The 13273-nt window shown below is 42.0% G+C and carries 13 protein-coding genes; all 13 read left to right on the top strand.

Features of this window, described 5'->3' with window-relative positions:
- Window positions 1-173 precede the first annotated feature (173 nt).
- The 13 genes from ACIQZD_RS12395 to ACIQZD_RS12335 all read left to right on the top strand — a co-directional run bounded on the left by ACIQZD_RS12395 (window position 174) and on the right by ACIQZD_RS12335 (window position 13048).
- Window positions 174-1775, top strand: a complete 1602-nt coding sequence (locus ACIQZD_RS12395; protein WP_402902699.1) for a long-chain-fatty-acid--CoA ligase — start codon at window positions 174-176, stop codon at window positions 1773-1775.
- 40 nt (window positions 1776-1815) lie between these two features.
- On the top strand, window positions 1816-2967 hold the full coding sequence (locus tag ACIQZD_RS12390; RefSeq protein ID WP_063233560.1) for an acyl-CoA dehydrogenase family protein: 1152 nt from the start codon (window positions 1816-1818) through the stop codon (window positions 2965-2967).
- A 26-nt stretch (window positions 2968-2993) separates the two neighbouring features.
- Entirely contained in the window at window positions 2994-4169 is a 1176-nt protein-coding gene (locus tag ACIQZD_RS12385) for an acyl-CoA dehydrogenase family protein (RefSeq protein ID WP_053534833.1), read from the top strand.
- Between the two features lie 20 nt (window positions 4170-4189).
- The gene (locus tag ACIQZD_RS12380) at window positions 4190-4954 is read left to right on the top strand and encodes an SDR family oxidoreductase (RefSeq protein ID WP_063233562.1); all 765 of its coding nucleotides are present in this window, start codon (window positions 4190-4192) and stop codon (window positions 4952-4954) included.
- 17 nt (window positions 4955-4971) lie between these two features.
- Window positions 4972-5424, top strand: coding sequence for a MaoC family dehydratase N-terminal domain-containing protein (locus tag ACIQZD_RS12375; RefSeq protein ID WP_101221909.1), 453 nt, complete (start codon window positions 4972-4974; stop codon window positions 5422-5424).
- On the top strand, window positions 5421-5822 hold the full coding sequence (locus tag ACIQZD_RS12370; RefSeq protein WP_402902692.1) for a MaoC/PaaZ C-terminal domain-containing protein: 402 nt from the start codon (window positions 5421-5423) through the stop codon (window positions 5820-5822). Before ACIQZD_RS12375 ends, ACIQZD_RS12370 begins: the two co-directional genes overlap by 4 nt.
- Window positions 5823-5950: 128 nt before the next feature.
- Entirely contained in the window at window positions 5951-7648 is a 1698-nt protein-coding gene (locus ACIQZD_RS12365; RefSeq protein WP_402902689.1) for a sigma-54 interaction domain-containing protein, read from the top strand.
- Between the two features lie 749 nt (window positions 7649-8397).
- Window positions 8398-8529 (top strand): hypothetical protein, encoded by a 132-nt coding sequence (locus tag ACIQZD_RS12360; protein WP_402902686.1) that lies wholly within the window; start codon window positions 8398-8400, stop codon window positions 8527-8529.
- Window positions 8517-9380: a branched-chain amino acid ABC transporter permease gene (locus tag ACIQZD_RS12355; protein ID WP_230176387.1), complete on the top strand. Its 864-nt coding sequence runs from the start codon at window positions 8517-8519 to the stop codon at window positions 9378-9380. The genes ACIQZD_RS12360 and ACIQZD_RS12355 overlap by 13 nt, the downstream gene beginning before the upstream one ends.
- Before the next feature lies 1 nt (window position 9381).
- Window positions 9382-10377 carry a branched-chain amino acid ABC transporter permease gene (locus tag ACIQZD_RS12350; protein WP_402902681.1) on the top strand — a complete coding sequence of 332 codons (996 nt, stop codon included), beginning with the start codon at window positions 9382-9384 and terminating at the stop codon, window positions 10375-10377.
- A gap of 2 nt (window positions 10378-10379) precedes the next feature.
- Window positions 10380-11144: an ABC transporter ATP-binding protein gene (locus ACIQZD_RS12345; RefSeq protein ID WP_137018495.1), complete on the top strand. Its 765-nt coding sequence runs from the start codon at window positions 10380-10382 to the stop codon at window positions 11142-11144.
- Window positions 11137-11844, top strand: coding sequence for an ABC transporter ATP-binding protein (locus ACIQZD_RS12340; RefSeq protein ID WP_402902676.1), 708 nt, complete (start codon window positions 11137-11139; stop codon window positions 11842-11844). Before ACIQZD_RS12345 ends, ACIQZD_RS12340 begins: the two co-directional genes overlap by 8 nt.
- A 22-nt stretch (window positions 11845-11866) precedes the next feature.
- Entirely contained in the window at window positions 11867-13048 is a 1182-nt protein-coding gene (locus tag ACIQZD_RS12335; RefSeq protein WP_402902673.1) for an ABC transporter substrate-binding protein, read from the top strand.
- Window positions 13049-13273 lie beyond the last annotated feature (225 nt).

The following is a 13273-nucleotide window of genomic DNA, read 5'->3' as shown; positions in this document are numbered from 1 at the left end:
TTTAAATCCTAGCATTTATGAACCTAATATTATTAAGGGCGCAGCAAATAATTCAATTTTGAATTTTACCATTGATTGAATCAGCGTAACATAACGATTTATTTTTGGCACACTCCTTGCATATTGTTTAGTATGACTTCTTTATTTTTTTGAATGAAGAAAGGGGAGGGCCAATGGATAGACCTTGGAAAAAACATATCCCGCAAGGAAATCCAAGCGAGATTGATATTCCTGACATGTCTTTGACGGAACTATTTTATCAATCAGTCGAACAATATTCGGATAAAACAGCGATTACGTTCAGGGAGCAGAGGTATACATATTCAGAGTTGGGGACGTTAGTGAAAAGATGTGCCCGCTTGCTTGCTGCTGAAGGGATTGGAAAGGGAGATCGAGTGGCTCTTATGCTTCCTAATTGTCCACAATATCCAATTGGTTTTTTTGGAACCCTTTTGAATGGAGCCATTATTGTCCAAGTCAATCCAATGTATAAGGCGAACGAATTAATGCATGTCCTGAAGGATTCAGGTGCAAGGCACATCATTGTACTAGACGATTTATTGCCAACAGTTGAAGCCGTCATAGCTCAAACCGATGTTGAAAAGGTATTGAGCGTGTCGCTGGAAAAGGGCAAATGTGAAATGACAAAAAAACTGCTATCAGTAACAGAAGCGGATTTCAGTGTGGAGATTGATCCTGCTAGAGATGTCGCCGTTCTCCAATATACAGGAGGAACGACAGGGCGTTCTAAAGGGGCGATGCTAACCCATCGTAATATCGTAGCCAATACGCTGCAGAGTGCAGCCACTTCAAGAATCAATACTCAAAAGGGTAAGGAAAGGGTACTTGGCGTTTCCCCATTATTTCATGTTTACGGCATGACTTCAGGGATGAACCTGACGTTTTATAATGGCGGGGAATTAATTCTTGTATCCAGGTTTGAGGTGACGGAGATCGTCGATATTATCAATAATCTTAAACCGACTATTTTTCCAGGGGTACCGACGATGTACATTGCTTTATTACAATATTACCAGTCCCATCCATTTGATTTGCATGCATTGAAATCTTGCGTTTCGGGTTCGTCACCATTGCCATTGAATGTATTGTCAAGGTTTAATGAATTGAGCGGGACAAAGATTGCAGAAGGCTATGGCCTATCCGAGGCGTCACCAGTCACGCACCGAAATCCAGTTAGCGGCCTGCAGAAACCCGGAAGTATCGGGATTCCGATACAAAATACGGATGCCGCCATAATTGACAGTATTACAGGGGAGCCTGCCCTCTTGGTTGATACACCAGGTGAATTGGTCATAAAGGGTCCACAGGTAATGAAAGGTTATTGGGGCATGCCTGAAGAGACGCGGCAGACGATTCAAAACGGATGGCTGCATACCGGTGATATGGCCAAGATGGATGAAGATGGCTTCTTTTACATTGTGGGACGGAAGAAAGAGATGATCATAGCAGGCGGATTCAATATATATCCAATTGAAATTGAAGATATATTATACAGCCATCCTAAGGTTCTGGAAGCTGCCGTCTTTGGCGTTCCCGATCAATATCGCGGTGAAACGGTACATGCAGTGGTAGTTCTAAAACCAAGTGAAAGAATAACTGAAAACGAATTGAAGGATTATTGCCGAAAGCAGCTCGCTGCCTTTAAAGTCCCAAAAGCAATCACATTTGAAAGTGAACTTCCGAAGACGGCAGTAGGTAAAATCTTAAAACGCAAACTTCAGGAAAAACATATTGCTTATTCGGATAATATATGAAAGCGTTAACAACCAATTCGGGAGATAGAGGGGAATGCAAATGGACTTTCGCTTAGATGAAGACATCCTGCTATTAAAAGAAAATATACGCCAGTTTATCGAAGAGCAAATCGATCCATTTTCCATGCAGATAGAGGATGAAGATCATATCCCGGAATCCATTATAAATTTATCGAAGGAAATCGGGCTATTCGGGCTTAGTATCCCGGAAAGGTATGGCGGGCTCGGAATCGGTATGGTGGGGAAATGCGCTTTATATGAGGAAATCGGCAAAACACATAATGGATATACCACTCTGATTGGGGCCCATACCGGCATAGGTACGGTAGGGATAGTCGAAATGGGCAATGAAATGCAAAAGGAAAAGTATCTACCAGATATGGCAAGCGGTAATAGAATTGGCGCTTTTGCTTTAACTGAGCCTGCAGCGGGGTCACATGCTACGAATCTCAAAATGACGGCAGTCAAAAATGGCGATAAATATATACTTAACGGGACTAAGCATTATATAACGAATGCTGATGTAGCAGATATTTTTACAGTTATGGCCGTAACGGACAAAGATAAAGGGGCAAAAGGAATCACCTCATTCATAGTAGAAAAGGATTTTCCGGGTTTTAGAGTTGGTAGCCTGGAAAGGAAGATGGGTCTTCGAGGCTCACATTCGGCCGAATTGGTTTTTGAAGATTGCGAGGTTCCTGCCGAAAATGTACTGGGGGACGTTGGACAAGGGTATGTAAATGCATTGAAGATCCTTGCAAATGGCCGGGCAGGCCTTGCTGCCCGTAATTTAGGGTCCTGTCAGTACTTGCTCGATCTATCTACTAAATATGCCACAGAACGTGAACAATTCAATGTCCCGATCATAGATCACCAAGCAGTATCCCATATGATTGCCGAGATGGCAATGGAAATAGAAGCACTTCGCTCATTCACATACCGGGTCGCATGGATGGTCGATCAGAAAGAAAAAATCATTAAAGAAGCGGCAATGCTAAAGTTGTATGGTTCGGAAGTATATAATCGTGTCGCTGATAAGGCCGTTCAGATTCATGGCGGTATGGGATACATGAAGGATTATCCAGTTGAACGTTTCTATCGGGATGCCCGAATCACTAGAATATATGAAGGCACGTCCGAAATCCAAAAAAATATCATTACCGGACAATTGAAGAGAAAGTATCAAAACTAGTCTAATTGGAAAGCGGAGGGGTTAAAATGGATTTACGACTATCAGATGAACAAAAAATGGTACAAAAAACAATACGCAAGTTCGTGGAAAATGAATTGATTCCCTTGGAAAATGAAGTGCTTCGCAATGAAATGGCAGGGAAACCTAGTTTACCAGAGGGGACATTGAAAGATTTACAGGAAAAAGCAAAAAAAGCTGGGTTTTGGGGGATCAATACCCCAGAGGAATTTGGCGGGGCTGACCTAGGGCAGCTTATGATGGCAATTGTCTTGATGGAAGTATCAAAAACGTTTGTACCATTCAGCTTTGGAGGTTCGGCTGATAACATACTTTATTATGCAAATGAAGAACAGAAGCAGAAATATCTGATCCCTACGATTAACGGTGAGAAAAAGTCCTGTTTTGCCATGACGGAGCCGGGGGCTGGGTCCGATACGCGAAATATTAAAATGACGGCAGTTAAAGAAGGGAACGAATGGGTGCTTAACGGTGAAAAAACTTTCATTACTGGAGGAAATGATGCCGATTTCGTCATGGTCATTGCTGTAACTGACAAAGAACGTCATCAAGCAACCGGAACGGAAGGGGTAACCTGTTTCATTGTTGACCGTGATATGGGCTGGAGATCAGAGTATATCAATACGATGGGAGAATGGGGACCGGCCGGTTTAGTTTTTGATAATGTCAGGGTACCCGAAGAAAACATTTTAGGGGAAGTTCATGGCGGTTATAAACTAGGCTTGGAATGGATTGGGTTTGCAAGATGGATCGTGGGCGCACGCGCTGTCGGTTCTGCAGAAAGATTGTTGCAAATGGCTATAGAATACGCTAAAGAACGAGTCACATTCGGTAAACCGATCGCGGAGCGCCAGGCCATCCAATGGCAGATAGCTGATTCGGCCGTAGAAATCGAAGCTGCAAGATGGCTTGTATTGAATGCGGCTTTTACACTTGATAATGGAGAAGACAATCGCCATTTAGCTTCAATGGCTAAACTTTATGGAGCCAATATGGGGAATCGGGTCGTTGATCGCGTATTGCAGATACACGGAGGCATGGGCTATACGAAGGAGCTTCCCATCGAGCGTTGGTACCGCGAGGCCAGGCTTTGGAGGATTTATGATGGTACAGATGAAATACAGCGTATGATCATTTCCCGAAATTTGATTAAGGGGCATGTTAAATTAGGACAATTTTTATAATGGATTAGGAGGAAATGATTATGACAGGGAGATTTTCAGGGAAAACGGCTTTAGTTACAGGTGGAAGCAGGGGGATTGGCCGGGCGATCGTCGAACTATTTGCAAGTGAAGGTGCAAACGTGGCGATTATCGATATCAACGAAGAGGTGTTGACATCAACAGGAAATGAATTAAGGGATAAGGGTTATACCATTTTTACCAAAGTGGCCAATGTGGTCAATTCCGAAGAGGTGGAAGCATCCATAAAAGAAATAGCAGATACATTCGGATCGCTTGATATTCTCGTGAATAATGCGGGGGTCATCCGGGATAATCTACTTTTCAAAATGACCGATTCAGATTGGCAGACGGTAATGGATGTGCATTTAAAAGGTACTTTCAATGCAGTACGTGCCGCCCAGAAGCATATGGTTGCAAATAAATACGGAAGGATCATCAATATATCTTCCACCTCGGCCCTCGGGAACCGCGGGCAGGCTAATTATTCAGCCGCTAAGGCCGGGCTTCAGGGGTTAACAAAAACACTGGCGATCGAACTTGGCAAATATGGGATAACGGCTAATTCGGTTGCACCTGGTTTTATCGAAACCGAAATGACGAAAGAAACAGCTAGGCGGGTGGGAGTGAGTTTTGAGCAATTCATCCAGGATAGGGCAAATAGTATTCCGGTTGCAAGAAGCGGTTTGCCAAGTGATATTGCTCATGCTGTTGCATTCTTTGCCGACGAAGCATCCTCATTCATTAGCGGGCAGGTTTTATATGTTGCGGGCGGTCCAAAAAATTAAGGAAAAGGCGGGATGTTATGTTCAACGAAAGTATTGGAAAACGATCCAACCCCGTTAAAAATATAGTTGAACGGGGAGCCGTTAAAAAATTCGCATTATCGATTGGTGATCCCCACCCGATTTTCATTGATGAAGAAATAGGCAGGCAATCAAGGTACGGAACGAATATCGCTCCACCAACTTTCCCAAGGGTCTTTGATTTTGGGACAATTGAAAGCTTAAATCTTCCAAATAAAGGGTTGATTCACGGTGAGCAGATATATCGCTATAACAGGCCGCTGAAGGTAGGGGAAGAAATCACCTGTTATACGGAAGTGAAAGACTATTACGAGAAAAAAGGAAAACAAGGGGAAATGGGATTTCTAGCCTTTAAAAATTATGGGACGGATGCAAATGGGGAAATTGTCTTCACTGCTGAACAGCTTGTCATTATAAATGAAACGATCAGAAGGATGGTGATGAGTAAGTGACGACATTAACCGAACTTCATATTGGTGACTCGTTACATTCAATCGAGCTTGCACCTGTAACGCGATTGGACCTCATTAAATATGCCGGTGCATCTGGTGATTACAATCCCATTCATACGATTGATGAGGAAGCAAAAAATGCTGGTCTTCCCGGTATCATCGCGCATGGAATGTGGACGATGGGAAACCTCGCAAAGCTTTTCAGTAATCTTTATGAAATTGGTTTTATCGAAGAATACAAGATTCGTTTCAAAGGTATGGTTTTCTTGAATGATGTCATAACTCTTCAAGCGGATCTAAAAGAAAAAAATGGGGATAGATATTTTTTCAACGTTGCGGCCACTAACCAGTCAGGTAAGGAAGCGATCAGTGGAGAGGTTATTTTTAAGACTTACTGAGGGAAAGTAGTGATGAAAATTATTTCATCACTACTTTTTTTGGAGCGAAATTCGACAATTTTAAAGGAGATTCGAAAATTATCCAGAATTGTACTTAAAAAGAATTCTTTTTGCGGCGGTGAATAGTAATGAATCAAGTGAAACAGGATTCTCGGATTAATTTGCTTAAAGAGTCGACCTTTCCTGCACTAGTCGTGGATTCTGCAAATCGGATAAGGGAATGGGGCAACTATTTTAATCAATCGTTAAGTCAAGATGGCAATAATACACTAACCGAACAATTCGATGAGTGGCAATTTCTCGATAATAAAAGGCTTGCAGCTGCAAGGCTGCATGATAAGCGGTATTTATTTTTATTAATGAAACAAATGGATGCTGACAATATTCTATATATAGGCAGTGAAACAGAATTTTTGGACGATTTATTGATTGATGCGCATGAAACGGATAAATTGAATCGCGCACTGGATGCCATTATAGAAAATTCCTATGATGGAATATACATCACCGATCAAGATGGAATCACGCTTTATACCAATTCGGCAATTGAACGGATCACTGGCATACCAAAAGAGTATTATATCGGCAAATCGGTGGACCAATTGATTAAACGCGGCATACTTAATGCTTCGGTGACGCATAAGGTAGTTAAGCTGAGACGAACGGTATCTGTCGTACAGGATAATTTTGCTGGAAAGGAAACATTGATTACAGGAAGTCCCGTTTTTAATGCAGAAGGGGAAATAGAGCAAGTCGTTACGAATATAAGGGATTTATCCGATTTAAATGAACTGATGCACGAGTTGACGAAAGTTAATGAACTGAATAATCAATATAAGCAGGAAATTGAAAAACTGCGGAAGATAACAAGCAAGGATGGAGTCGTATTTGTCAGTGATAAAATGAAAATGATTTATGAAATTGCTGAAAGAATATCGGATATTGATGCGACAGTACTCATTCTGGGAGAAACGGGTGTTGGAAAGGATGTCCTTGCCCGCAATATTTATAATCGGAGCATCCGATCTAAAAAAGGAGATTTCATCAAAATAAATTGTGGGGCAATTCCCGCTGATTTATTGGAATCCGAGCTCTTTGGATATGAAGGAGGGGCATTTACCGGAGCCAATCAAAAAGGCAAACCAGGGATGTTTGAGCTTGCAGAGAGTGGGATCTTATTCCTGGATGAAGTCGGTGAGCTTCCCCTGCAACTTCAAGTGAAGCTGCTTCGGGCCCTTCAGGAAAGGGAGATTCAAAGAATCGGTGGTACAAAGCCAAAGAAGATCGATGTTCGCATAATAGCAGCCACGAACCGAAATCTATCTGAAATGGTCAAATCTGGTGAGTTTCGTGAAGACCTCTTTTATAGGCTGAATGTCATTCCGATTACGATTCCTCCTCTACGGGAAAGAAGAGAGGATATCTTGGCATTGACTGACTTATTTTTAACAAAAGCTAACGAACAATATAAATTCTCAAAAGAAATAGATTCGCGGTTGAAGGAATATTTTTATCAACATGATTGGCCAGGAAATGTCCGTGAATTGATTAATATAGTGGAAAGGCTCGTCGTGCTGACGGATAATCAAATATTATCGATTAACGACCTTCCGGAAGAATATCAGCCGGAAAATCGGAATCAGCCGAACCTCAATGCTGCCCTAACTTTAAAGGAAGCGGTGGAAAGAGCCGAAAAGGAAATCTTGACGAAAGCGGCTCAAACCTACCAAACTACATATGAAATCGCAGAGGCCCTTGATTCCAGTCAGGCAACAATTGTGAGGAAACTTAAAAAATATCGATTAAAGGTCAGTGGAAAAGAATAGATAAGTATGAACAGCATCTCCATTGTTGGACACCATCCAACAATGGAGGGTGCTTTTTTTTTGACTTTTCGATAGGTGAAAAATTTCATGGGTTTAAGTACTTGAAGGGGGAAAATCATAAATTCATTATTAGTTTTAAGGTTGCATTTATGTGCATTATTACCTGCTATCGCATGAAATGATTGTTGTTGTGAAGGTTATTTTTGGTTCCATTTCATTTTATGTCTTCATTTAATTCTTTTATTGATTCAGAAATGATTTTTTCAGTCAATAGTGAATGACGGACATCCCGTATGGAATCGTTACTTTTGATTTTTACAATTCAATAATGAATTCACTGACTGGTGAATAGCCTTATTGTCGGTGAGTTAATGTTGGCACGGCACTTGCATTTATATACAGGAAATAATCTTCATACAGGAAATTAATCTACGTAATGGTTCTTTAGAGGTGTGGAAGGGGTGAACGACCAGACGATTACCATGGGTAAACCTTTATTAAAGAGAAGATGGAATCATTGGCTATCCCTAAAAACAGCATATGCTTGTCTGCACAATCGTACTGCCTAGATTTATTAGGCAGAAAGAGTGAGAACAAAAACGTGAGGTGCATGTACTGTAATAAGTGGTCATTATAAATGAAAGCGCTAACAACCAATCGAGTGTTTTTTTCGCTACACCTAAGCTATATCTGTAGGTGGAGAATATAGGGAAATAATACTTATTGTTCCTCCCCGGGAGGTTGAATTTGTGAGGAAAAAATTGGATGTGTTTTTCATCGCAGAGGTGTGCTTTCAAAATATGGACAGGATGGTGGGCCAGGGAATGAACAGCAAAGTGAAATTCAATAATTTTCAAGGAGGAAGTAAATGGAAATTTTGATCCAGCAGCTTTTTAATGGTTTGACGATTGGCAGCGTATATAGTCTTGTTGCCCTGGGATTGACGCTAGTATATGGAATATTGCATATCCCGAACTTTGCCCACGGTGCCCTATATATGTTGGGTGGATATATCACGTTATCAATGATGACCTTATATGGGGTCAATTACTGGATTGCCATGTTCGTATCCATTATCGTTGTTGGTTTGTTGGGAGTCCTTTTGGAACGTTTCGTGTTTCGCTTGTTAAGGGAGGCACCTCCATTGCACGATAAGATAGCGGCAATCGGAATTCTCCTTTTTCTTGAAGCCTTTGCCCAATTTGTCTGGGGTGCCGACTTCCATACAATGACTTCTCCATACGGCCAAGTGGTCAATATCATGGGCCTGACGTTCACACTTCAGCGATTATTGATCATCATATCAGCTATCGCAGTGATGGTTTTACTTTACCTTTTCCTAAAGAAAACTTATGCCGGCTCGACGATAATAGCGATGTCCCAAAGCCGTGAAGGTGCTTCATTAGTGGGAATCAACATTAATAAAGTCGCAATGCTTACCTTCATGATATCGGGTGGATTAGCAGCCATCGCTTCATCCCTTGCATCACCGATTAACCTTGTTTTTCCCGGCATGGGGCATTTAGTCATCCTAAAAGCATTCGTCATTATCATATTGGGCGGGATGGGGAGCATCCCGGGGGCGATCGTAGGCGGATATATCCTAGGTTTCAGTGAGAGCCTGGGCGCAACTTATATTTCAAATGATTATAAAGATATCATTGCATTCATTCTTTTAGTCGTAATATTAACCGTGAAACCAACAGGTCTTTTTGCCAAGGGGGAGAGGTAGCGTGAAGATATTAACGAAAAGAAATGGGATTATCGCTCTTATCATCTTTGCTTTTTCATTCCCCTTTATCGCTCAAAACGATTATTATCTCCATATGCTGACACTTTCGTTCATCTGGGCGATAGCTGTTTATGGAATCAATTTATTATCAGGATACACTGGATATCTCTCGCTTGCACATGCTGGATTTTTTGCGATTGGAGCATATTCACTTGGCCTCCTGACGGTAAAAGCGGAAATGAACTTTTGGCTGGCACTTGTATGTGCATGTTTAATCACATGTGCAATTGGGTTTTTAATCGGTTTGATCGCGCTGAGGACAAAGGAACACTTTTTCGCGATTTATACCCTATGTGTGGGTTACATCATATATCTGGTCATCGATAAATGGGAGGGACTTACAGAGGGGGTTAGGGGATTGATCGGTATCCCTGCTCCTGGGAATATAGGGCCGATCACATTCGATTCTGCAGCATCCCAATATTATCTAGTCCTCATTTTCCTGCTTGCAGTGATTTTAATCGTGTATCGAATTATACGCTCGTTGACCGGCAGGACGTATATGGCCATCAGGAACAGCGAGGACCTTGCACAAACCATTGGTATATCCACAATGAAGAATAAGTTAACCGCATTTGTCCTTTCCACATTCTTTGCAGGTTTGGCAGGTGCTTTGTATGCTTCATTCATTCGTTTCATTGGACCCGATATCGGATCAACTGCCATAATGTTCGATCTATTGATGTATTTATTGGTTGGTGGAATAGGGACACTTTCAGGTCCGTTGGTAGGAACATTATTGTTAGTAATCCTTTCGCAGAATCTGCAATTCCTTCAAGAATATCGAATGTTGATATTCGGGCCATTGCTTACGGTGATCATTATCTTTTATCCGCGCGGAATCGCAGGGGCGTTCTTTGATTGGCAAAGAAAGCGAAAAGATAATGAATTGTCCAGGGTGAGAAGCGAAATGCACATAAAAGTTGAGGAGGGATGAATTTGCTAATCGAAACGAAGAATTTGACAAAACGGTTTGGAGGATTGGCGGCCGTCAATAATGTGGATTTTACGATTGAAAAAGGTAGAATCAATGCAATAATCGGACCAAATGGTGCAGGAAAATCAACTTTTTTCAACTTGATCAGTGGCTTTCATCGACCAACTTCCGGGACGGTCCTTTTTAAGGGGATTGATATCACCAAACTTCCTGCCAATGAAATAGCGGGGCTCGGAATTTCAAGAACCTTTCAAACGACAAGCCTTTTTGATCAAACGACCGTGTTGGATAATGTCATTGTCGGTCATAGGCTGCGAACCAAATCCAATCTGGTGGATGCCATACTAAGAACAAAACGTTTAAAACGGGAGGAAGCGGCTTGCAGGGATAAGGCAATGGAGGTTCTTGATATTGTCGGATTAACGGAATCGGCTGACAGAATGGTCTCCAGCATCTCGCAGGAGGAAAAGAAACGGACAGCCATTGCCCTTGCCCTTGCGACTGAACCGGAAATTATCTTTCTTGATGAACCTGCTGCAGGAATCAATCCGGATGAAACGGAAGGCTTGACAGAACTGATTAAAAAATTGAATCGATCGGGACTGACCGTTTGTTTAATCGAGCACAAAATGCATATGATCATGAACTTGGCAGACCACATCATGGTCCTTAATTACGGGGAAAAAATTGCCGAGGGCACACCTAAGGAAATCCGCGGAAATGAAGCGGTGATTAAAGCCTATTTGGGAGGGAGTGCCAGTGCTTAAGTTAACCGATGTCGCCGTGAATTATGGAAGTTTCACTGCGATAAAACATGTGAATATCGAAGTTGCCAAGGGAGATATCGTTGTTTTGTTGGGAGCTAATGGGGCAGGAAAAAGCACGACTTTTCGTTCCATAAGCGGAATCAGTAAGCTGTCCAAGGGGGAAATTGATTTTCTGGGCATGCCGATAGGGGGCCGTGCCCCGGATAAGAATGTTCGGGAGGGAATCGTCCAGTGTGCCGAAGGACGTAAACTGTTTCCGCAGATGACCGTCCAGGAAAATCTGAGGATGGGTGCTTATGTGCATCGAAAGAAGAAAGCAGAGATCAAGAATTCCTTGGAATACGTCTACCACTTATTCCCGATTTTAAAAGAAAAGCATCATGATGAAGCAGGAAGCCTGAGCGGCGGCCAACAGCAAATGCTCGCAATTGGAAGAGCCTTGATGTCGAAACCGAAATTGTTGATGCTTGATGAGCCTTCGGTGGGACTCGCTCCACTTATTGTCGAACAAATGTTTCGGGTCATTGAAGAAATAAACCGCGAAGGAATCACGGTCCTGCTTGCTGAACAAAACGCGAATGCTGCTCTCGGCATTGCAGATAAAGGATATGTGTTTGAAAATGGGGAAATTGTCGTTCAAGGGACAGCAAGTGAGTTATTAGCCAATGATGAAGTAAGGAAAGCGTATATTGGGGCCTGAAAAAATTGAATGGGGGATTCTTATGAAAAAACTGAAAATATTATTTATTTTTCTCCTGCTAATGATCACTGTGTTGACCGGGTGCAATAAAGGGGATAGCCCTGTGTCAAGCAGTGGCAGTAAAGGTAAAAGTGAAAATGTCGTTAACATCGGTTTTAGCGGTCCTTTAAGCGGGGCAGCAGCGTTATATGGGAAACGGACATTGAATGGTGTGGAAATGGCTGTCAATGAAATTAACGATGCTGGTGGGTTTGAAGTAGATGGTAAGAAATACACATTGAATTTAGTTTCGTTGGATGATAAATACCTACCCAATGAAACAGGGTCGAATGCTAAACGGTTAATTCAGGAATATGATACGCCGATCATTTTCACGCCTCATAGCGGAGGTGTGCTGGCACTTCAGGTTTTTAATGAACAAGAGGAATTCATCATTGGGGCATATACAAGTGAACCGGCAGTGACCGAGAGCGGAAATTCATTAACCGTTCGAATTCCACCTAATTACGAGGGATATATTGAACCTTTTACAACATATGCAATGGAACATTTCGGCAAGAAGATTGCCGCTTTGCCAACATCTTCGCAATACGGTAAAGACTGGACGGAAGCCGTGCTCCCACATTGGGAAAAGCAAGGCGGAAAAGTCGTTTATAATTCATCGATTGATTTCGCCAAAGAAACCGATTTCTTTACGATTGTCACCAATGCCTTGAAAAAAGATCCTGATGTGCTATTTATCGGTGGTGCTTCGGAACCTACGGCAAAAGTAGCGAAGCAAGCTCGGGAGCTAGGATTTAAGGGTGGTTTCATCATCATGGATCAAGCAAAGCTGGATCAAATGAAGCCGATTGCTGGGTCATATGAAACATTGGAAGGCTCGATTGGCGTTCTGCCACTGATGGCCTCAGATGAAGAAGCAGTACCTGCTTTCGTTGAGAAATATCAAAAGAATTATAAGGAAGATCCAAGCTCAGAAGTAGGCTTGAATTATATCGCCATGTATGCGTTTGTGGAAGCGATGAAATCTGCTGGCAGCGTTGATGATGCCAAGGCCATCCGTAAGCATATGCAAGATGGACTTTCAAATATAGGGCCAGATCAAAAAATATACGATATTCCCACGATTGATGAAAATGGAGGATTTGCATCAACTATTGTCGTAGGTGCAGTAGAAAACGGGAAAGTAGTCCCTATCCGTTAACTGGATAAAGGAATGAGGTATCCAGGGGCCGGCGTAGTATACTAGTTTGGCATTTTGTTATGTTACTTTTGCGTGTATCGTTCCCAAGATTGGGGGAGGTACACGTTTTTTTATTGTTGAAAAAAATCTTGTGTGCAAAATCACCAAAAATATCTTGTATCCGAGTAATGAAAACGCTATCATTGAATATAATATGAAATATAATTTCATTATTTTCTATTAAAA

The sequence above is a fragment of the Peribacillus sp. NPDC096447 genome, assembly GCF_044762725.1.
Lineage (GTDB): Bacteria > Bacillota > Bacilli > Bacillales > DSM-1321 > Peribacillus.
Note: the sequence above shows the minus strand (reverse complement) of the source record. Positions and strands in the feature narration are given on the sequence as shown.

What these genes read in the sequence shown, in the direction of transcription:
- ACIQZD_RS12375 (WP_101221909.1), top strand. Translation starts at nt 4,972, where the DNA reads ATGTTCAACGAAAGTATTGGAAAACGATCCAACCCCGTTAAAAATATA.
- ACIQZD_RS12365 (WP_402902689.1), top strand. Translation starts at nt 5,951, where the DNA reads ATGAATCAAGTGAAACAGGATTCTCGGATTAATTTGCTTAAAGAGTCG.
- ACIQZD_RS12390 (WP_063233560.1), top strand. Translation starts at nt 1,816, where the DNA reads ATGGACTTTCGCTTAGATGAAGACATCCTGCTATTAAAAGAAAATATA.
- ACIQZD_RS12335 (WP_402902673.1), top strand. Translation starts at nt 11,867, where the DNA reads ATGAAAAAACTGAAAATATTATTTATTTTTCTCCTGCTAATGATCACT.
- ACIQZD_RS12385 (WP_053534833.1), top strand. Translation starts at nt 2,994, where the DNA reads ATGGATTTACGACTATCAGATGAACAAAAAATGGTACAAAAAACAATA.
- ACIQZD_RS12395 (WP_402902699.1), top strand. Translation starts at nt 174, where the DNA reads ATGGATAGACCTTGGAAAAAACATATCCCGCAAGGAAATCCAAGCGAG.
- ACIQZD_RS12380 (WP_063233562.1), top strand. Translation starts at nt 4,190, where the DNA reads ATGACAGGGAGATTTTCAGGGAAAACGGCTTTAGTTACAGGTGGAAGC.
- ACIQZD_RS12355 (WP_230176387.1), top strand. Translation starts at nt 8,517, where the DNA reads ATGGAAATTTTGATCCAGCAGCTTTTTAATGGTTTGACGATTGGCAGC.